This is a genomic window from Robiginitalea insularis, from assembly GCF_052497835.1.
Map to the genome: position 1 here is coordinate 1128691 of NZ_CP199296.1, position 21209 is coordinate 1149899.

The 21209-nt window shown below is 47.0% G+C and carries 19 protein-coding genes; 6 read left to right on the top strand and 13 right to left on the bottom strand.

Annotation, left to right across the window (positions count from 1 at the left end; all coding sequences use genetic code 11):
• Window positions 1–41 precede the first annotated feature (41 nt).
• Window positions 42–2336: an anion permease gene (locus tag ACT6NV_RS05165; RefSeq protein ID WP_445386193.1), complete on the top strand. Its 2295-nt coding sequence runs from the start codon at window positions 42–44 to the stop codon at window positions 2334–2336.
• Window positions 2337–2350: 14 nt separating this feature from the next.
• On the opposite strand, the gene ACT6NV_RS05170 is transcribed toward ACT6NV_RS05165, so the two are convergent.
• Window positions 2351–4135 (bottom strand): Na/Pi cotransporter family protein, encoded by a 1785-nt coding sequence (locus ACT6NV_RS05170; RefSeq protein WP_445386194.1) that lies wholly within the window; start codon window positions 4133–4135, stop codon window positions 2351–2353.
• 222 nt (window positions 4136–4357) lie between these two features.
• Between ACT6NV_RS05170 and ACT6NV_RS05175 the strand changes: the two genes are divergently transcribed.
• Window positions 4358–4639 carry a hypothetical protein gene (locus tag ACT6NV_RS05175; RefSeq protein ID WP_445386195.1) on the top strand — a complete coding sequence of 94 codons (282 nt, stop codon included), beginning with the start codon at window positions 4358–4360 and terminating at the stop codon, window positions 4637–4639.
• A gap of 50 nt (window positions 4640–4689) precedes the next feature.
• Here the strand turns inward: ACT6NV_RS05175 and ACT6NV_RS05180 are convergent, their stop codons facing one another.
• Entirely contained in the window at window positions 4690–6045 is a 1356-nt protein-coding gene (locus ACT6NV_RS05180; protein ID WP_445386196.1) for a transglutaminase-like domain-containing protein, read from the bottom strand.
• 100 nt (window positions 6046–6145) lie between these two features.
• On the opposite strand from ACT6NV_RS05180, the gene ACT6NV_RS05185 reads away from it, so the two are divergent.
• Window positions 6146–6880: a DUF6503 family protein gene (locus ACT6NV_RS05185; RefSeq protein WP_445386197.1), complete on the top strand. Its 735-nt coding sequence runs from the start codon at window positions 6146–6148 to the stop codon at window positions 6878–6880.
• 3 nt (window positions 6881–6883) lie between these two features.
• On the opposite strand, the gene ACT6NV_RS05190 is transcribed toward ACT6NV_RS05185, so the two are convergent.
• Window positions 6884–9361, bottom strand: coding sequence for a zinc-dependent metalloprotease (locus ACT6NV_RS05190; RefSeq protein WP_445386198.1), 2478 nt, complete (start codon window positions 9359–9361; stop codon window positions 6884–6886).
• A 298-nt stretch (window positions 9362–9659) separates the two neighbouring features.
• Here ACT6NV_RS05190 and ACT6NV_RS05195 point away from each other — a divergent pair, with 298 nt between their 5' ends.
• Complete coding sequence (locus ACT6NV_RS05195; protein WP_445386199.1) at window positions 9660–10070, top strand: hypothetical protein; 411 nt, start codon at window positions 9660–9662, stop codon at window positions 10068–10070.
• Window positions 10071–10072: 2 nt separating this feature from the next.
• Here the strand turns inward: ACT6NV_RS05195 and nadD are convergent, their stop codons facing one another.
• The 6 genes from nadD to ACT6NV_RS05225 form a co-directional block, all read right to left on the bottom strand.
• Window positions 10073–10657 carry a nicotinate (nicotinamide) nucleotide adenylyltransferase gene (gene nadD / locus ACT6NV_RS05200; RefSeq protein WP_445386200.1) on the bottom strand — a complete coding sequence of 195 codons (585 nt, stop codon included), beginning with the start codon at window positions 10655–10657 and terminating at the stop codon, window positions 10073–10075.
• A gap of 27 nt (window positions 10658–10684) precedes the next feature.
• Complete coding sequence (gene gmk / locus ACT6NV_RS05205; RefSeq protein WP_445386201.1) at window positions 10685–11287, bottom strand: guanylate kinase; 603 nt, start codon at window positions 11285–11287, stop codon at window positions 10685–10687.
• Window positions 11288–12145 (bottom strand): YicC/YloC family endoribonuclease, encoded by an 858-nt coding sequence (locus tag ACT6NV_RS05210; protein WP_445386202.1) that lies wholly within the window; start codon window positions 12143–12145, stop codon window positions 11288–11290.
• Between the two features lie 118 nt (window positions 12146–12263).
• On the bottom strand, window positions 12264–13070 hold the full coding sequence (locus ACT6NV_RS05215; RefSeq protein WP_445386203.1) for a 3-keto-disaccharide hydrolase: 807 nt from the start codon (window positions 13068–13070) through the stop codon (window positions 12264–12266).
• Window position 13071: 1 nt separating this feature from the next.
• Window positions 13072–13830, bottom strand: a complete 759-nt coding sequence (locus ACT6NV_RS05220) for a 3-keto-disaccharide hydrolase (protein WP_445386204.1) — start codon at window positions 13828–13830, stop codon at window positions 13072–13074.
• A gap of 4 nt (window positions 13831–13834) precedes the next feature.
• Window positions 13835–14887: a sugar phosphate isomerase/epimerase family protein gene (locus tag ACT6NV_RS05225; RefSeq protein WP_445386205.1), complete on the bottom strand. Its 1053-nt coding sequence runs from the start codon at window positions 14885–14887 to the stop codon at window positions 13835–13837.
• Between the two features lie 228 nt (window positions 14888–15115).
• Here ACT6NV_RS05225 and ACT6NV_RS05230 point away from each other — a divergent pair, with 228 nt between their 5' ends.
• On the top strand, window positions 15116–16816 hold the full coding sequence (locus ACT6NV_RS05230; RefSeq protein WP_445386670.1) for a GMC oxidoreductase: 1701 nt from the start codon (window positions 15116–15118) through the stop codon (window positions 16814–16816).
• Between the two features lie 14 nt (window positions 16817–16830).
• Window positions 16831–17295, top strand: coding sequence for an ASCH domain-containing protein (locus tag ACT6NV_RS05235; RefSeq protein ID WP_445386206.1), 465 nt, complete (start codon window positions 16831–16833; stop codon window positions 17293–17295).
• 3 nt (window positions 17296–17298) lie between these two features.
• Here ACT6NV_RS05235 and ACT6NV_RS05240 read toward each other — a convergent pair whose 3' ends face one another.
• The 4 genes from ACT6NV_RS05240 to ACT6NV_RS05255 form a co-directional block, all read right to left on the bottom strand.
• Window positions 17299–18435 (bottom strand): Gfo/Idh/MocA family protein, encoded by a 1137-nt coding sequence (locus ACT6NV_RS05240; protein ID WP_445386207.1) that lies wholly within the window; start codon window positions 18433–18435, stop codon window positions 17299–17301.
• Between the two features lie 11 nt (window positions 18436–18446).
• Window positions 18447–19676 carry a nucleoside permease gene (locus tag ACT6NV_RS05245; RefSeq protein WP_445386208.1) on the bottom strand — a complete coding sequence of 410 codons (1230 nt, stop codon included), beginning with the start codon at window positions 19674–19676 and terminating at the stop codon, window positions 18447–18449.
• A 13-nt stretch (window positions 19677–19689) separates the two neighbouring features.
• Window positions 19690–20058 (bottom strand): DinB family protein, encoded by a 369-nt coding sequence (locus ACT6NV_RS05250; protein WP_445386209.1) that lies wholly within the window; start codon window positions 20056–20058, stop codon window positions 19690–19692.
• Window positions 20059–20148: 90 nt separating this feature from the next.
• A complete protein-coding gene (locus tag ACT6NV_RS05255) occupies window positions 20149–21147 on the bottom strand; it encodes a sugar phosphate isomerase/epimerase family protein (protein WP_445386210.1) in 999 nt (332 codons plus the stop codon).
• Window positions 21148–21209 lie beyond the last annotated feature (62 nt).

Below are 21209 nucleotides of genomic sequence, written 5' to 3' on the forward strand. Positions count from 1 at the left end.
TTTGAATTGATATTTGTAAATTGATTTTTTAAATAATTTTTATGGATAATATTTACCTTTTAATGATTATTGCGCTAGCCGTACTAGCCGTTGCCGACCTGGTGGTAGGCGTTAGCAATGATGCGGTAAATTTCCTGAATTCAGCTATTGGTTCCAAGGCTATTTCATTCAGGACAATAATGATTGTAGCCAGCCTTGGGATTGCCTTTGGGGCTATTTTTTCCAGCGGAATGATGGAGGTGGCCCGAAAGGGTATTTTCAATCCGGGAGAATTCTATTTCGATGAGATAATGTTCATTTTCATGGCGGTGATGATCACCGACATTCTCTTATTGGACTTCTTTAATACACTGGGGATGCCCACCTCTACCACGGTTTCCATCGTATTTGAATTGTTGGGTGCAGCGGTTGCCATGGCCATGATTAAAATTGCATCTGCCGGAGGAAGCTTTCTCGATACTTTAAACTATATCAATACTTCAAAGGCTACTGAGATCATTCTGGGTATTTTATTGTCCGTGGTTGTAGCGTTTTCCATTGGGGCTCTGGTCCAATGGGTAAGCCGTTTGCTGCTATCTTATGATTTCGAGAAAAAGGCAAAATGGGTGGGTGCCCTGTTCGGAGGGATCGCCTTGTCGGCAATTACCTATTTCATCTTCATGAAAGGGATAAAAGGCACTCCTTTTGCAGGAGAGACTTATGCTTTTATCGGGGGCATGAAAATATCTGACTTCCTGGAAGCCCAGGTAATCCCTATTATTGGATTGAGTGTTGTTTTTTGGTCTGTTCTGTCATATGCTCTGATAATCCTGGTCAAAACCAATATTTACAAACTGATTATCGGGGTGGGAACTTTTGCCCTTGCCCTTGCATTTGCAGGAAATGACCTGGTGAACTTTATAGGTGTTCCAATAGCTGCGTACCAGTCCTATGAGGCATGGGTAGCTTCAGGGGTGGAAGCCGGAAGTTTTAGTATGAATGTGCTTTCTTCCAAAGTACCAACCCCCACAATTTTATTGTTCCTTTCCGGAATGGTCATGGTGGTCACACTTTGGTTATCCAAAAAAGCCCGTTATGTGGCAGATACTGAAATAAACCTCGCAAGGGAGGGGGAAACCAAAGAGCGGTTTGAGCCCCATTTCTTTTCCAGGTTTTTGGTTCGCTTTGCCATACTTATCAATACGTATACCAGAACGGTTATTCCGGATTCCGTGATGAAAAAAATAGATGGTCGCTTTAAAAAACCAGTTATCAAACTAAGTAAAGGTAAGGTTCATGAATTACCGGCCTTTGATATGGTAAGGGCTGCTGTAAACCTGATGGTGGCCGGAATCCTGATTTCTGTTGCGACTTCATATAAACTACCCCTTTCTACCACCTACGTAACTTTTATGGTAGCTATGGGAACCTCCCTGGCCGATAAAGCCTGGGGAAGTGAAAGCGCTGTTTACAGGGTTGCCGGTGTGCTGAACGTTATCGGCGGCTGGTTTATGACTGCTTTAATAGCATTTTTTGCTGCTGGTATTATCCTTACCATTATCAGCTTTGGGAAAGGTACTGCTATTGGGGTTCTGCTCTTTGCAGCCATCCTGCTACTTGCCAGAAATTATATTTCCCATAGAAAGAAAAGCAGTGAGCTAAAGGCTGAAGACGGTCTTCGCAGGGCAGAGGCGAGTTCTTTGCATGGGGTAATCCTGGAAAGTGCTAATAACATCTCCAGCGTACTGAAGCGCAGCAATAAGATTTATACCAATTCCATTAACGGACTGGCCAAACAGGATCTTGACTTACTGAATAAGAATAAAAAACAAGGCGCCAAACTCTCTGCTGAAATTGATGATTTACGTGACAGTATATTCTACTTCATTAAAAATCTGGATGAAACCAGTGTAGGTGCGAGTAATTTTTACATCAATATTCTGGGAGACCTTCAGGACATGGCTCAATCCCTTGAATATATAGGTAAAGTAAGTCATAAGCACGTAAACAATAATCACAAAAAGCTGAAATACAATCAGATTAAAGAGCTGAAAGAGATTGACCTAAGGCTTGATCAAATCCTCACCCAATCCATGGAGATATTCAATAAGAAGACTTTTGACAAAATCGGCGAAGTCTTAGGGGCGAAGCAGGAGATTTTTGATATGGTTACCGAGAAGATTGAAAAACAAGTGTCCCGTACCCGTACAGAGGAATCCAGCCCTAAAAACACGACCCTGTACTTCTCTTTGCTTTTGGAAACCAAGGATTTTGTTACCGCTACGATGAACCTGCTTGAACAGTATAGCGAAGCACATCAAGGGACCTTAAATACCCTTCCTGCTCCTTCAGAGTAGGTAACTTAAAGAAGTTATCCTTCCTCAAAGACAGAGGTTTGAAAATTGGAAGAAGAGGGTGTGATGGATTCCATCACATCCTTTTCCCCATATAAGAGTTCTGCCACAATAATCAGGTTTTGGATCATTTCATTCAGATGGTCGTGGTCATTTAAAAGGGAAGAGGCCATCTCCGGACTCACCTTATTATTTCGAATCAGCCTATCTATATGCAGATTACCCAGATGGATATTGGCCTCTGCTTCTTCTGACAATCTTTGCAAGACCTCGTAGGCTGCCTCTTTATTGGTCCCCGCCCGATACACCTGTATTGCCCTTAGAACCTTTATCATCTTTTTTCGAAATTTATCGTATTCTGCCTTCATTACGGGATGGCCTTCTTCCTTATAAAGTGAAATATTCCGGTTCAGTTCGCTTACGTCCCTGATGATCTCCACCATTTTTCTATTGGCAAACTTGATCTGCATAATCCGCCTGTGCTGTTTTTCTGTAAGGTCCAGGTCGCTTTGAGCATGAATGGCATAGGCAATAATCTGGCTGTAGATTCGCTTCACCTTTAAAAGGTATAAGGCCCGGACGTCTGTCTGCAGGTTTTCCTTTGACATCCGGATCACATGCTTGGCTTTCAGATCAGATAATATATCCGTTCGATGGAGATTCAGGGCATGTGCTACGATCTCAAAAACCGCATGTTCATAGAGATAACGGGATTCCTGTTCAAGGGAAGCTATAGCTGTCTGTGGAAACAACAAGACCTTTTCATTGAGGAACTTGGGTTCTTCTATGGCCTTTTCAGGGGCTTCCTTTTCCCGGATCACCCGGCTAACCAGACGGGCGATAGGGTTTATCAGCCAAACCAGCAACAGGCTGTTGCATATATTAAAACTCGTATGGAAAAGCGAAATGGCCACTGGGATTGCGGCTGCGGTTAAATAGGGAGAGGCAGACCCCATCTTTTGGCTCAGCCATGAAATCCCGTTCAGAAAAGGATAAAATAATAGCAGCATCCATATCACTCCAAGCACATTAAATATGAAATGAGCAAAAGCAGTTTGCCGCGCTTTGAAATTCCCCACAAAGGCTGCAATATTGGCTGTAATGGTTGTGCCGATATTTTCTCCAAGCACCATGGCGGCTGCCAGTTCAAAGGGTATCCACCCCTCGGCAGTCATCACCAGGGTAAGGGCCATGGTGGCAGAAGAAGATTGAATGATTACCGTTAGCAGGGTCCCGATAAGCAGGAAAAGCAATACAGAACCAAATCCGAGGTCCGTATAGCGCTGCAAAAAGGCAAGGATTTCGGGGTTCTGGTGAATATCCGGCATGGCATCTTTTAAAAACTGCAGGCCCACAAAAAGCAAACCAAAACCAATAATAAACCCGCCCCAGTACTGCCATTGTTTCTTTTTGGAAAACGTAAACAGAAATCCAAATCCAACCAGGGGAAGGGCCAGGGCGCTCATGCTTACCTTAAACCCAAGCAGGGTAATGAGCCATGCGGTAATGGTGGTTCCGATATTCGCACCCATGATCACCCCAAGCGCTTCTGTAAGGGTCAGCAGGGAGGCATTGGAAAAACTGACCACCATCAGGGTGGTGGCAGAGGAGGATTGTATTACCGAAGTGATTAAAAAACCCGTAAAAATCCCCATAAACCGGTTAGAAGTCATGGTTTGCAGGATGGCCCGCATACGGTTCCCGGCCAGGTCCGTCAGGGCCTCGCTCATCACTTTCATCCCAAAGAGGAACAAGCCAAGGGCTCCAATCAACTGCAATATGTCGGACAAGCCGTATTCCATGTGGTTAAGCTATTCTTATCATTACCATCAAAATTCCAATGATTAATTTAATGGAAAATTTTGAGCTATGGCATATTCGTGCAGATTAGGGCGCTCATAAAGCATTTCGCTTCCTTAGGTTTACCCCTTGCATACCATCCCGCTGAAATATTTAGTACCTTTAAGAGATATTTATTGCGCACCCGAAGTGCACAGACCACCTAAAATCCAAGAATAAATCAAATGAAACGGTTAAAAGAATTCAAACTACTTACCCTTGTCCTGCTACTGGCAGGTTTTGTGGGAGCAACTGCGGTAACTTCCTGCAGGGATCAAAAGAAAAAAGAGAGCACAGAACAGCAGAAGGCGGCTGAAGCTGAAGAGGAACATCCAGCCGGGGACGAACATCCGTCTGCAGATGAACACCCGACGAGCGAATCGGATTCCACCGCAGGGGAGCACCCTTCGCAAGAGGAACATCCTACCGGGAATGACTCTACTTCAATGGAACATCCCAACAATTAGGTAAAGGTTTAGGACGGACGTTCTTCATAAATCCGGCTATCGGATTTCGTTTACTCTGGACCGCCCTTGCGCCTAAAAGAGAAAAAAGTATCTGCAATAGCAGGAGAACCTCCTATTTCCATTACCGGATAGGCCAGGAAATTAATTGGCCCTGTCTGCGGGCCTGGCTCTAATACAATATCCCTGCCCCGGGTAAATTCAATGCGGTTGGCCGGATGCCTTCCGAAATAATAGGTAGACAGGGCCTTATACTTATTTGCTTCGCTTATGTCCACAGGCCACCACTTGCCTTCTGCATAAAATTCGGCCCAGCAATGATACCCGTCTATGCCCCCTTCATTCCGATCCGAGGGAATGGCAGCTCCCACTGCAAAGCGTGCAGGGATGCCTGCAGAACGGGCCAGGGAAATAAAGAGGGAGTGGAATTCCGTACAATTTCCGGTGAGGGCATCGCAGGCGAATACGGCATCCCCGGTTCCATAATCCTTCCATTTTGCGTAACGCATATTATCCGAAACATAGTCGTACAGGGCCCGGGCCTGCATGAGCGTCCCGTTGCTTCGCTTGTCCCCTATAATGGAATCTGCCAGGGTTTCAAACCGGTCTCCAACCGGCATGAGCAAATTGGGTGCCAGGTATTCCTCAGGGGTGGCTTCTCCCCGATAGGGCATTTTTTCGAGTCTCCGGACACGATACCTGAATGTTATTTTTGTTCCGCTGTCTTCAGGGGCCAATTCCATAAATAAGACAGAATTCCCAAAACCCTCATCCGTTAAAATATCAGGATCGGCCGGAACCGTCCTGGAAATCATCTCCACTGTCTGGAAACGATCGGTTTGGGGGATAGGGATCCAGATTCTTGCTGCCTCCTCCATCTCGGGAAGGGTTACTTCATAAGTGAATTCAAACTGGTCCTGCCCCTCGATCACTCCCAGGAGCTGGTTATCGGCTGTTTCAATGGGAACCCGGGTCCAGGTTTTATCAGCCTGCTGCTTCCAGGAGTAATATGGTTTTCCATTTAGCTTGTGCAGGGTTGTTTCCGTAACCGTCATGTCACCGGGATCGCCGGACAGGAAGAAATCCACATCGTAAACATCCCCGTTTACATCGGCCAGGTCCACGCAGGCAAAATGGCGTTGCGGGCCAAGATTGGAAAGGTATTCAGTATGCACCCGGACCAGTTCCAGCCTTAGCTCCTTATCATCGGAGGTCATATGGAAATATCCATTCCCCTTTTCCACCTCACGCGCTACATGAGCTTCTATCCCCTTCTCTATGTCTGCAATCAGCACCCTGGGGATAGGTTCGGCCCGAACCATCTCGGATCCGGGTTCCTTTTTTTCTTTGGATTGGCAGGCTGCCAGTATCGCCATCAGGAAGATAGAGCAGTATCGGAAAGACTTCATATGGAAAAACGTTATGGAATCCTGAAATTACAACTATTCGGCCTGTTCTCCCAATCCCGTAAACAGCGATGTTGTACATTTACCATAAAGACTTGCAAATATGGTTTCCAAAACTTCCCTGTGCTTCCTGGGCATTGTCCTTTTATCCCCATTTATTATTAATGCTCAGGCAGATCAATTACCGGCCGCCGGCACTCTGCTTGACAAAGCTATTGCCTACCACGATCCCAGTGGGGTCTGGGGCAAGTTTAATGGCCAGTTCACTGTGGTAATGCAAAGTAAGGGAGAGGCAGACAGGGTAAGTAATATCCACCTCAACCAGCCCGAATCCTATTTCCTGTTGGAGGTCAGCCGTGGGGATAGCCGAAAAAGTTACGAGCTTAATAATGATAGCTGCTCCCTTACTTATAAAGGAAGTCCGAAATTCTCCGGGGCAATTGCCGAAAGTGAAAGGTTAAGCTGTGAGCGCGCCCGTATGTACCGCAACTACTACTCTTATCTATACGGCCTTCCAATGAAGTTGAAAGATGAGGGTACGAACCTGGACCCACTAGTTACCTCCAGGATTTTCAAAGGGAAAAAGTATTTGGTTTTAAAGGCCACCTATGACAATGAGGTAGGTGAAGACACCTGGTATTTTTATTTTAACCCCAAAACTTACGCCATGGAGGCATATCAATTCTTCCATGATGAATCCAAAAACGACGGGGAATATATTCTGCTCAGCGGGGAAGAAACTATTCAGGGGATTCGTATGCCCAAAACCCGGGTGTGGTACACCAATAAAGAAGCGAAATTACTGGGTACCGATATACTGATGCCTCCCGGAAATTGAAGCTTAGTCCCCCTCGAACAAATGGTCTATACGCGCCATAATATCCTCATAGTGATAACGGGTTTCCTGGCTTATCCGGCTGTTTGACGCTTTCGCCAAATCCGAACGGAGCCGTTTAAGTTCCCCCCGCACCAGCGCCCAGAGATCTGAAGTAGCCGTATTGTATTCCAAACGGCCTTCAAAGCCCGGCCTGCTCCTGCCCGATTCTGATTCTGCAGACATCAGAAAGGCCATTCGTTCCAGGTAGGTCCTTTGAAGGTTTCTACGGAACAGATCAGTACTTTCCCCTTTGTACGCCTCTTTCCATATGCCTTTGCGAAGGTCTGTAAGAAATTCAAGAGCGCTGTAGTGATCGTTATTGAAGGTTGTTCCATCAAAGAGTCGCCCCAGGCGGTCTACACTCAGCAAAGCGTTGAGCTGCCGGGCCTGCAACCTGCGGATGTCCTCAAAATATCCGGCGTGGTCAATGTTTTGCAAAATGTTTTCCTGCAGTAACCAGTCAGGGGTATCAAAAAGGTTTTTATGCAACCACTCCACAGCATCTTTCTGAGCCCCGGCATCAAAATGGGTATAAACATATCCGGGCTGTTCAGGAGTTCTGATATTTTCGAAAACACCCCCAACAGTATTGGTAACGTGCCCGGAATAGCGGCTGAAAACACCCAGCAATTCCCCGTAAAGTTCTTCTAAATCCGCATAGTCATTGGTGATCTCTGAGGTCCATTCCGGTAAGCGAGCCGCCACGAACTTCAGGTTTTTCAGCCCATAAGTGCTTGCCAGGATCGGATTATCTCCTATACATTCTGTCTGGGACTGTGGATCAAAACGACTGGATTGCCTGCCAAATTTATATCTGGGGTTATCCGCCTTTTCGAGGATCCACTGGTTTAAAGTAGCCCGCTCTTCTTCGGGGTTGGATTCTCCCAGCCATCGGTACCCCCAGTTGACCGCGTAGTGGTCATAAGGGCCCATCTGGCGTATAAAACGGATGTTTTCGTCCCCGGGCTGGGCAACATAATTGTAACGGGCGTAATCCATAATGCTGGCTGCAATACCGTTTTTTTGGGTGAATGCCCCGTTCCTCAGCGAATCTACCGGGTAGGCATAACTAGCTGCCATATTATGCGGGAAGCCCAGGGCATGCCCTACTTCATGTGCAATCACCATCCGCATCATCTCCCCAATCTCTTCATCAGGGGTCTTTAAGGTACGTGCCGAAGGGTTTGCCGCTGCGGTCTCCAATAAATAACGATTTCTGTAAGACCGCAGGTGGTTATGATACCAGATGATGTCGCTTTCGATGATTTCCCCACTCCTGGGGTCTGAAACGCTGGGGCCAACTGCATTTCGTGTTGTACTTGCCACATAGCGCACCACAGAATAACGGACATCTTCAGGGCTGAATTCCGGGTCTTCTTCTTTTGTTGGGGCGTCCCGGGCAATTATTGCATTTTTAAAACCCGCTGTTTCAAAAGGTTTTTGCCAGTCTTCTATTCCCTGTTTGATGTATTTCTGCAGGTTTTCGGGAGTACCGGGGTCCAGGTAGTAGATAATGGGCTTGACGGGCTCCACCAACTCCCCCCGGGCATAGGCTTCGGGGTCCTTGGGTTCCAGTCGCCACCTTCGAATGTATTCCTTGCGGTCTGCTTTGAGCGCATCGCTGCCATAATCGTATTGAGAAACCGTGAAGAACCCGACCCTGGGGTCGTAAATGCGCGGTGCCATAGGCTTTTCCGGCAACAGTATCATAGACTGGTTCATCTGCAGGCTGATGGATTCCGTCCGGCTCAGGCTTGGCGGCTCGGAAGCCTCATAGGTAAAATCCTGCCGCACCTCTATATTCTCAGGGTAGCTGCGGATGCTCGATATAAAACTTCTGGAGGCGTCCAGTTTTTTAACCTTGTATTCTTTCCGCAATCTGGAAGAGAGCCCGCTGATGGCCGGCACATCTGAACTGAAAAATTTGGTTACATCTATGACTACGGCAGTAGAATCCGGATTAAAGGCGGCTATGTCAAAGGCATAGAGGGTAGGCTCGTAATTATTTACCCGCACGGAGCGGTTGATAGCCTTGGTGCTGTCTGCAACATTGACGTAAGATTTTGATTTTAAGAGGATTTTGTTCCGGAACCGGGTCCAGTGCACTACCTGCTCATTGGTCTTGGAGCCGGCATTTACATAGCCGCCCCCAAGTCCGTTGGGTAGCTGGGCAATCCGGCTAACCCAGAGTAAATCCCGGTCGAGATATGAAAAAGGTATCTCGTAAAAGAAGTCTTCCCCTACCTGATGTACTTTAAAAATCCCCGGATCGGAGAGGGCTGCTTTGGTAATAACCTCTGTATATCCTTTAATCCCATTCTTGGATTTACCGGGGGTTGTTTTTTCCGTTGCTGATTCCTTTTTTTTCCTGGATCGTTGTGCCTGTAAGGGGATTGAAATGATCATGCAAAACAGGCTTAATAAACAGAGGCTCTTTTTCATTTTTCAAAATTTTTCGCCCTAAGATAACCATATTCAGGAAGGCTGAGAAGCCCAAATCCCGGAAAAGAAAATAAGCTATTAACTCGCGGGTCTTCAGGAAACGTAATGGGGTCAAAAAAAGGTAAGCCCATTCCCCAAATTTCGTTCGCCCTTTGGCCAAAACCCTGAAAACCGCTCCAAATTGGTCAAAACCTCGATAAAAGGCCCAAAATAATTGTTGAACTACACAAAAGTTTGTAGCAGCGGACGGTCCCTGCTTGGGGGTTAATTCGTAATTTAATGGATAGAATTATTCCCCATGGTAGCACACAGCTTCGATATCAGCTATATTACAGAACACAAACTTGAAATCGGAGTTTTTAAGTTTTACAATAATCTGGTGATCGGGGAGGTAAAGGAGGGTGTTCAGATCACCCTGGATAATGCCCTCCCGCTACTTGCCCTTGGGATTGAATATTACAACAAGGACAAACCTGTTGTTTACCTGTCAAACCGTAAATATTCCTATTCATTTGATCCCACCATGCATTTTGAAGTCAGCAAACTCTTTCCATATTTGAAGGGTTACGGGGTAGTTACCTACGACGAGCTGAACTTCAGGGTGGCCGGGCTGGAGCAGCGTTTCCTGAGTTGCCCGTCAGGAGTCTTCCACTCTATGGATGAGGCCATGAACTGGGCCTGGGAACTATTGCATACCGAGAAAGCGTAGTTTCAGCGATAAAAATTCATTTCATCCATATATTTCCACACCGCTTCCGGGAGTAGTGGTCGGATATTCTTGCCAGCCTTGTGTTCCCTGCGGATAAAGGTTGCCGAAATCTCCATTACAGGTGCTTTTACGAACTGTATCCCGGGATGTCCCTGTAGTCGTTCAGGTATCGGATTCTCAGAAATCCTCGGATAGACATAAATGGGGTAGTATTCCAAAATTGCCTCGTAATTTTTCCATTTATGGAAACTCTTCAGATTGTCTTCGCCCATTATCAGCGAAAATGCCCTTTCCCCTCCGTATTTGTCCTGCAGAATTGCGAGTGTGTCAACCGTGTAATTGGGTTCAGAAAGGCCGAATTCAATATCGCTTACACCCAGTTTTGGATAGTCCTTTACCGCCTCGTAAACCATCTGGTAGCGGTGATGGTTCTCCAACAGGCTCTTTTTTTGTTTAAAGGGGCTCTTTGGCGTCACTACAAACCAAACCTCATCCAGGGCCGTAAATTCCACTATATGATTTGCGATAACCAGGTGGCCAATATGGATAGGGTTAAAGGTGCCAAAAAATAAACCGGTTTTTTTCATGTGCGGGGCTTTAACCTCCAAATCCCGTTATTTATCCTTATCCGTTTTTCGGTCTTTCTCCAGGCCTATAAAATTTGCGACCAGTTCTTCTGACTCCTTTAAGGCTGTATCGAGGTCGTAGTTTTTAATGATATGATCAAACTGCGGGGCGGTTGCCAGTTCCACAGAGGCCTTTGCAATACGCATGTTTATTTTATCATCGCTTTCTGTACTCCTCTTCTTCAGCCTGATCTTTAACTCATCCACACTGGGAGGTTTTACAAAAACGGCCAGGGTTTGTTCGGGAAACTTCTTCTTGATTCGCAGACCGCCGGAAACATCTATGTCAAAAATGACATTCTTGCCTTCTTTCCACAAGCGCTCCACTTCGGATTTTAAGGTGCCGTAAAAGTTATCGCGATACACCTCTTCCCATTCCAGGAAATCTCCATCCCGAATATGTTTTTTAAATTCGGAAATAGTCATAAAGTAATAATGCTCGCCATGCTTTTCCCGGGGCCTTCTGGGACGGGAGGTTGCCGAAACTGAGAATGCCAGGTTCAATTCCGGTTGTGCAAGCAAATGCCTCACAATAGTCGTTTTCCCACTACCGGACGGGGCTGAGAATACGATAAGTTTCCCTTCCTTCATCTAGAGCACGTTCAAGATTTGTTCTTTAATTTTTTCCAGTTCATCCTTCATCTGAACTACTACCCTTTGCATGGGTGCATCATTGGCCTTGGACCCAATGGTGTTGATTTCCCTCCCTATTTCCTGACAGATAAAGCCGAGTTTTTTACCATTGGAGTCTGCCGAAAGCAAGGTCTGGCTAAAATATTCAAGGTGTTTGGCCAGGCGTACTTTCTCCTCTGTAATATCGTATTTTTCCAGATAATAGGTCAACTCCTGTTCAAAACGGTTGGCGTCTACAGTTTCCCTGAGATCCTTTACAGCCCTTTCGAGTCTTTCGCGCACCGCAGAGAGCCGATCCTTGTCAAGCACCCTGACCTCCTCGAGATATTGCTCAATTGCCAGAATACGGGCTTTGAAGTCTTTCTCCAGCGCTTTCCCTTCTTCCAGACGGAACTGATCCAGCTCTGCAAGGGCTTCCCTTAAAACGTCTTCTATTGCCTTGAATTCCTCCGGGTCGATTTCCTCCCGTTCAGAGCGCAGGGCATCGGGAAGCCTTAGTGCCATTTCCAATAACTGAATATCCGCTCCGGGTGCTATGGCCTTTAACTGCTGCATATAGTTTCGTACGACATCCTCATTAACCGAAGTGCTCGTCTCTTCCCCGTTCTTTTCCACATACAGGTTAAAATCGATCTTACCCCGCTGCAGGGCCTGGGCAATCGTGTTTCGGAAAACCAGCTCTTTTTCCCGGTACGCCTGGGGAACCCTTGCGTTGATATCCAGGCTTTTGCTGTTAAGGGATTTTAATTCTACCGTAATCTTTTTTCCGGGCAATTGCACAACGTGCTTCCCGAAACCGGTCATTGAGTGGATCATAGCTCTTTTCGCTGATTTGGGCCAAAGGTAACAAATTTTAATATGGAATCAGGGGTAACTCCCGCCACTAAAGGCCTGAGGAGAACAGAACCTTTCTTTTCCAACAAAGTAGATTACGCTATAATTCCCGCAACCAGATGTTCCGATAACTTACCCTGCTGTTATCGCCATGGTCCTGAAGGCGGATAGGGCCGTCGCCATGTGCCGGATTTTTGGGCCAGCCAATATAAGGGGTAGTCCCTTTTATCTCTGCATGATCCTGAACCAGTACCCCATTGTGGATTACGGTTAGGGTACCGGATTTGATTTTGTTACCCGCCTCGTTGAATTCAGGCTGATGATAAATGATGTCATAGGTATTCCAATCGCCGGAAGCCACGGAGGCCATGGCCAGCGGGACGTGTTGCTTGTAGATTGAAGCTACCTGCCCATTCACATAGGTGGCATTGTCATTGTTGTCCAGCACCTGAACCTCGTATAAATTGTTAAGGAAAACGCCGCTGTTTCCACGGTTCTGCCCATCCCGCTCCACTTCTGCCGGGGATCGCCATTCCAGGTGTAATTGAACAGAGCCGAAGTTCCGTTTGGTTTGTATGTCGCCCGTTTTATCATTCACGGTCATACTCCCATCATCATTCAGATGCCATACTACTTCTGTACTGTCTTTGCTCATCACCCACTCATCAAATCCAGAACCGTCAAAGAGTACAATTGCATCAGAGGGAACGCCGTTCTGACCATAAGGTTCAACTTTTGGGGGTTTGGGTTCATATACCTCTGTTTGCTCGGGCCTTGTGGGCTCTTCGCCCTGATATTCCTGGTATACGATCCCCGGTTCTGCAGTAGTTTCTTCTGCCTTTGGAGGCTGCTGTTTACAACTGCCCAATACGAGCATCCCCATAAGCAGGGCGAGATAATTTTTCATATTAAAGAGGTTTGATTTTTATATTGCGGAAGGCTACCGGATCACCGTGGTCCTGCAAACCAATTTTCCCAGTCCTGAATTTTGAAAAGCCTTCCCAGCCGGCAAATTTGGATTTGGCAACCATTGCGTCCCAATCGGCCTTAGTCAGGGGAAATTCCACTATCGTTTTTCCATTCAGTTGTACGCTTCCCTTACCCGCTTTATGGTTTACGGTTATTAATGTGTGATTCCATTTACCTACAGGCAGGGTCATGTCTTCTGAAGGGGCCACCATATCGTAAAGGGCGCCTGCCTGATGGGTTGTCCCGTTCTTGGCATCCGGGTGCCCGGAATTGTCCAGCACCTGTATCTCCGGACCGGTCTCATAGGGTTGCCCGTATTTTGGGTCTTCGTAAACCCCCCAGAAAATACCGCTGTTGCCCCCCCTGGAAATCTGCCATTCAATGGCAAGCTCAAAATCGGTAAAGCTATCCCGACTCACCAGATTGTAATTTACGCCTTCCTTTCGCTTTTCAGGGGGATCAAAAAACAAGGCTCCATCCCGGATATTCCAACCTTCTGGCACCTCATCCTGTAAATAACCCTTCCATGCCTGCAGATCCGTGCCGTCAAAAAGGATAATCCATCCGCTGTCCTGGTCGCTTTCCGTCATTTTAGCCTGTAGTTTAACATCTTTCTCCTGCTCTGCTTTGGTATTGCCTTTGCAGCCGGCAAAAAACAATACTATAAGCGCTACTATACTTGTAAGTCCTTTTCTCATCGCTTTATAATCCCAGTATTTTTCGCAACATATCCTGATCAATCTCACCCCCGGCAAAATCATCGAAAGTCTTCTGTGTTGCCTCTATTATATGATCCCGTATAAACCTGGCTCCTTCCCGTGCTCCCTGCTCAGGGCTTTTTATGCAACACTCCCATTCCATCACTGCCCATACATCGCAGCCGTACTGGGTTAATTTGGAAAAGATGGTTTTGAAATCTATTTGTCCGTCACCAAGGGAGCGATAGCGTCCTGCCCGCTGGCCCCAGTCATTATAACCGCCGAAAGCCCCTTTCTTGCCTGTTGGATTAAACTCCGAATCCTTTACATGGAAGGATTTTATAAATTCGTGATAATGATCAATATAGGTAATGTAATCCAGTTGCTGTAAAACGAAATGGCTGGGATCATAGAGGATGTTAACCCTGGGGTGTTTCCCGGTGGCTTCCAGAAAACGCTCAAAGGTATCCCCGTCATGAAGGTCTTCCCCGGGGTGTATTTCGTAACAAACATCTACCCCTTCTTCATCATAATGGTCCAGGATGGGTTTCCAGCGCCTGGCGAGTTCCTCAAAGCCCATTTCAACAAGACCGGTCGGACGTTGCGGCCAGGGATGCCAGGTATGCCAGAGAAGGGCCCCGGAAAAAGTGGCATGAGCTTTCAGTCCTAAACGCCTGCTGGCGGTACCCGCTTTTTTAACTACATCTACCGCCCACTCCGTACGCGCTTTGGGATTGTTTTTAACCGCCTGCGGGGCAAAATTGTCGAACATCAGGTCATAGGCCGGATGTACAGCAACCAGCTGTCCCTGCAGGTGCGTAGATAATTCAGTGATTTCCAAACCATAGGAATTGATTTTTCCCTTGAGTTCATCGCAATAAGTCTGGCTTTCCGCGGCCTTATCCAGGTCTATCAGAAAAGATTCCCAGGTGGGTATCTGTATTCCTTTATACCCCAGGTCGGCTGCCCACTTGCACATCCCGTCCAGAGTATTAAATGGCGGCTTGCTGTCTACAAATTGAGCAAGGAATACCGCAGGGCCTTTTATTGTTTTCATCTTTATTGATTTTTCTGCTGCCCGGATGTGATTTGTCCGGGAGGTGATTAAACTGAAGTCCCAGAATGTTCCGGGTCAACTTTTTTCAAATGGCTTTACAACAGGCAAAAAAGCGGTCGCGATTTACGATTTATGCCCTATATTTAGAGAACTGTATCCGCGTTGTGCCTGAGTGCGCAGCCGTTATAAATATAGAAAAACCCCAACAATAAAAGAACCCGTATTTTGATACATCCATCTGAAGAATTCGATGCAATTGTTGTAGGGACAGGTATAACAGGAGGCTGGGCTGCAAAAGAACTATGCGAGAACGGCCTTAAAACCCTGGTTCTTGAAAGGGGCAGAATGGTTACCCATATAAAAGATTACCCGACCATGAACCTGGACAACTGGGATCTTCCCAACGGGAACAGAATGAGCCGGGAAGAACTGAAAAAATACCCTAAACAAAGCCGGGTGGGATGGGCCCCGAATCCTGCTATTGCTCACTTTTTTGTTAATGATTTGGAGCATCCCTATCAGGAAACCAAAAGATTTGACTGGATTCGCGGATATCAGGTTGGCGGGCGCTCCCTTACCTGGGGCCGGCAAAGTTACCGGTGGAGCGATCTGGATTTTGAAGCGAATAAAAAAGAAGGTATTGCCGTAGACTGGCCCGTGCGTTATAAAGACCTTTCTCCCTGGTATGATAAAGTGGAAGAATACATTGGCGTAAGTGGTCAGAAATTGGGGCTGGCGCATTTACCAGACGGTAAATTCGAGCCTCCCATGGACCTGATGTGTCCGGAGGAAGATTTGCAAAAGGCCCTGGAGGATCAGTTTGACGACGGACGCCTGCTCACAATTGGGAGAGTTGCCAATTCCACCGATACCACTGCCCCACATGAAGGCCGTAATCCCTGCCAGTTCAGAAACCGCTGCTGGAGGGGTTGTCCTTTTGGCGGGTATTTCAGCAGCAATTCCAGTACCCTCCCTGCAGCCGAAAGAACCGGAAACATGAGCCTGAGGCCTAACTCCATTGTTTATGAAATTGTCTATGACGATCAGCAGAAGCGTGCGACCGGCGTAAAGATCATCGATGCCGAAACCCGGGAAACACTCACATTTAATGCTAAAATCATTTTTTTATGTGCCTCCGCCATGGCCTCTGTTGGCATTTTATTGCAATCAAAAAGCGAGCGGTTTACGGATGGGATAGGAAATACGTATGACCAGCTGGGCAGAAATATCATGGACCACCACTATCAGCTGGGAGCATCGGCTAAAGTGCCCGGACATCTGGATAAGTATTATAAAGGGAGAAGGCCCAACGGCTTTTATATTCCCAGATTCGTTAACATGGGTGGGAAGCCGGCTAAAAATTATCTTCGGGGCTTTGGCTATCAGGGAGGAGCGAGCCGGGATGACTGGACCCAATCCATCGCAGAATTGGGTTACGGCAAAGGACTGAAGGAGGCCATATTGAAACCCGGCGGCTGGCAGATCGGGGCAACCGGCTTCGGGGAAATGCTACCCTATCACGAAAACCGTGTCCAGCTGAGTACAACCAAAAAAGATCAATGGGGACTTCCTCAATTAGATTTCGATGTGGAATTCAGGGAAAATGAATACAATATGCGGGAGGATATAATCCGCCAGATTACTTCCATGTTTGAGGCTGCGGGCTTTACGGATATCCGGCCCTATGAAAATGAAACCGGACCCGGCCTGGGTATACATGAAATGGGCGGGGCACGCATGGGTTGGGATGTTAAGACTTCTGTGGTAAACAGGCATAACCAGGTTCATGAAGTTCCCAATATCTACATAACGGACGGCGCCTTTATGACCTCTGCGAGTTGCGTTAACCCATCCCTGACCTATATGGCCTTTACCGCCCGGGCTGCCAATCATGCCGCCAACTTATTCCGGCAGGGTAAATTTTCTTAAATTGAATAAGTAATATGAAAAATGCTTCTGCTAAACAGCTTTGGGGAGATTATCTCGATAAACATCTGGAGTACGCCTTTGTGCCGGAGCCACGGGTAGATCACTTTGGAGATACCGAAGCAATAGCCAATGATTGTTTAAAACTGGTACTGAAAGGCAAGAAAAGGGCAACTACCCACAGCCTTCTGGGTTTGCAGTACAGGAAAAATCCACTTCCCAAAATAGGCGACTTTACCATTATAACTAACTGGCAGGGGGAAGCGCGCTGTATTATCCGCACGGTTGCCGTTCGCCTCAAACCCTTTTTCAGTATCTCAGCTTCCTATGCAAAACTGGAAGGAGAGGGAGATGGCTCCCTGGAGTACTGGAAAAAGTCGCACTGGGAATATTACAGCCGGGAACTAGAGCCTTATGGACGTGTTCCCAATGAAAGCATGATCGTAGTCTGTGAAGTCTTTGAAAAGGTCTTCGAGCGCTAGGAATTAATCCAGCGTAACCCAGTTATTTCCTCCTTTATGCGAAGCTACTGTAGCTTCAATAAAATTCAGCCCGCGTACCCCGTCCATCATGGTTGGGAATTCTCCTTCGTCATAGGCCTCGCCACGAATGGCTTTTGCCACTCCTTTATAAATGTTCCCCATCGAATCAAATATCCCTTCAGGGTGTCCCGGCGGAAGCTTTGTCCCATCCAGGGATAATTTGGAATTGTATTCATGCCCTGGGGTGTAGATCTGCAGCGGCTCGGTATCGCTGAGTTTGTAGAGCGTATTGGGGTGCTCCTGTTCCCATACCAGCCCGGCCTTCTCGCCGTAAATACGAATGGCAAGCCCATTTTCCTCCCCGGTGGCCACCTGGCTGCCCCGAATCACTCCCTTTACGTGCTCACCCATCCGGATCAGAACAGTCCCGTCTACATCCATCTGGTTATCCGAATAGAGGTAGTTAAAATCACAGAGGAGTGATTTTACTTTCAGGCCGGTGGTGTATTCAACCATATTGAAGGCGTGAACACCAATATCGCCCATACAGGAACTGATTCCTGCCTTCTTTGGATCCAGGCGCCAGACCGTACTGCGCTTTTCCTTATCATGTATGATGGTATTGATCCAGCCCTGGTAATAGCGGGCATCTACTTTGTGAATTTTCCCCAGTTCCCCGGCTTTGATCATTTCGCGCATCTGCCGCACCATCGGATACCCGGTGTAGGTATGGGTTACCGCGAAAACGGTCCCCGCTTTTTTATGGGCCGCCTGCAGGATTTTTGCCTCCTCGTAGGTGGTGGTCATGGGTTTTTCACAGATTACATGAAACCCATTGTCCAGCAACTTTTTGGCCATGGGAAAATGCAAGAAATTCGGAGTCTGTATGGAACAGACCTGTATGCGTTCCGATTCCGGCAATTTCATCTCTTCGGCCACCAGGGTATCGAAGTCCTTGTAAATCCGGTTGAGCGGAATATCGATCTCTTTGGCAAAATCCAGGCTTTCCTGATGTTCCGGGCTGAAAACCGCCCCAACGATTTCGTAACTGTCATACATATGGGCTGCAACCCGGTGCAGTACCCCAATCAGGGAATCGCCTCCCCCTCCTAAAATTCCTAATCGTATTTTCTTTGGCATCTTCCTGGTTTTTATTTTTTGTATTCGATTACTTCATTTTTAAAGAAAATAGCAAAAAGCACGGAAACCACAAGTGCAAAAATGGCCGGGAAAGTCCAGATTCCAGTCCAGTCGTGAGTATTCTCACCCAGGAGGTTCATATCGTAAATTTTACCGGCTACCCAAAACCCTATCAGCATCCCGAAGCCATAAGTTGCCAGGGTGATAAGGCCCTGTGCCGCACTTTTATATTTTTCCCCGGCCTTTGAATCAGTATAAATCTGCCCGGAAACAAAAAAGAAGTCGTAGCAGATGCCGTGCAGCGCAATCCCGATGATAAGCATAAATGCAAGGTCTCCCGCATTGCCGTATGCAAAAAGCAGGTAGCGGATGGTCCAGGCCAGCATGCCCGCCATAATGGTCTTTTTAAATCCGAAACGCTTAAAGAAAAATGGCAATAAAAGCATGAATAACACCTCTGAGGCCTGGCCAATAGTCATTTTTCCGGTAGGGTTATCCACTCCAATTTCAGCAAGGAAAGGATTGGCGTTCTGGTAGTAGAAAGCCAGCGGGATACATATCAATACCGAGGAGATAAAGAAGATCAGGAAATTGCGGTCTTTCAGAAGCTTCAGAGCATCCAGCCCCAGCATGGTAGAAATGCCCACTTTCTCACCGGTATTGGCAGTTGGGGGGGTCTTGGGCAGCGTAAAGCTGAATATCCCCAAAACCGCAGAGGCGATGGCCACCATCAAAAAGGTATTTTTCAACATCCCTTCTGCCCGTGCCTCAGGAGAATCCCACAGAAAAACATAAGAGATAATCAGCCCTGCTACAATCCAGCCAATGGTCCCAAAGACCCTGACTAAGGAAAATTCTTTGGCCGGGTCCTTCATTTGATTAAAGGAGATGGAGTTTACCAGTGCCAGGGTAGGCATATAAATGATCATATAACCCAGAACATAAGGATAAAAGCCTGCAAAATCTACAGAAGAATACATTTGGTACATCAGGATGGCTCCAAGCAAATGCAAGATCGCAAGGATGCGCTCGGCATTAAAATACCGGTCTGCGATAAGCCCGATGATAAATGGTGCAATAATGGCTCCCCAGGACTGGGTTGAAAAAGCCATGGCAATTTCCCCGCCACTGGCCTTGAGGTTGTCTCCCAAAAAAGTACCCAGGGTTACAAACCAGCCACCCCAGATAAAAAATTCCAGGAACATCATCAGGGATAACTGAACTTTTATGCTTGTTTTCATTTGTTTTGGTTAATTATCGTTTGTAAATGATATAGTCCAGAGCGAGCGGTTGCAGCCCCGCTGCCCGAATATCGTTTGCTATTTGTGCTCTGTGGTGGGTTGAGTGATTGATGATGTGAAAAAGGATGTCCTGAAGGCTGCTGGTGTGGTTCTCCCCTTCCGTGGTCTGATAGCTGATGCGCTTCTCAAAGGAGGTTGCATTGGATATTATTTCAAATGAGGTCCGCTGGTTCTCGTAATGCAATTCCTCCCATTTTTCCGAAGGATGTAAATCCCAGACGCCAAATTGCGGATCCGTTTCCTGCAATCTGGAATTCCAGATATGGTGTGCATTCAGGATATGGCTGAAAAGCTGCAGGGTCCTTTCCGGAACCTTTTCCATTTTGGAACAGCTTTCAATCAGTTTTTTATTGCAAAAAAAGTTATAATCAAACAGTTGGTGAAAAAAGGGCTCCATCAATTTCAGATACAGTTATGATATTTTTTGAGCAACCTCCAGAAGCAGGTCCCGGGTAGCGAGGATTCCGGCTTCTTCGCCAAGCTCGTTCCCTTCGTATTCTACCCCTACAAATCCGGAGTAGCCCGCATCCTTGACCAATTGCATCATTTTGAGAAAGTCGGTTTCCGTTTCATTCCCCTGCCCGTCAAAATTATGGGACTTGGCACTTACCGCTTTCGCATAGGGCATAAGTTGCTCCACACCAAGATAGCGATCGTACATTTCTGCACAGCCAGAGCCGTAGTCCGAAGGATCATTCCGGCGGATACAGAAGTTTCCGAAATCGGGAAGCGTCCCGCAATTATCCATCCCTACCTGCTCCATTACTGTAGCGAGCATTTCCGCGTTCGAAGACAGGCCTCCGTGATTTTCAACAAGGATATTGATCTGCTTCTCTCTCGCATAGGTTGCCAGTTGGGTGAGTCCATCTACAGAATTCGGGATCCACTCCTGCGGATCGGTACTACCGGAAAGGTTTACCCGTATGGAATGGCATCCCATAGCTGCAGCCGCATCTACCCATTTGTGATGATTTTTGACAGCTGCCTCGCGATCAGCAGCATCTGTGGTGGCCAGATCACCCTGGCCGTCAATCATGATCAGAACATTTTCCATTCCGTGCTTAGAGGCTTCCTCATTGCACCGGTCTACAAATTTTTTCATGGCCTCGGGCGAAAATTCAGCCGCCTCCAGCTCTTTATAATAGAGGGCACTTACATATTCCAGACCGCTGAAACCCCAGTTCTTGGATCGCTCTGCGAAGCTGTACGGATCCACTCCCTCATTCCAGATCATTCTGTGCATGGACCATTGGGCCAGGGATAATTTAAAAAAGGGAGCGGTGCTGGAAGCATCACCTTCGTTATTTTCCATTACTGCCGTTTTCTTTTGTTCCTTGCAGGCGGCCAGACCCAGTATAGACATAGCCACTCCTGCCTTAGAACTCCGTTCTATAAATTTCCTGCGTTTCATTTAGGTATTGATTCTTGTTTGGTTCAGCCTTAATCAGGGAGTTCGGGATGTGGAATTTTCAT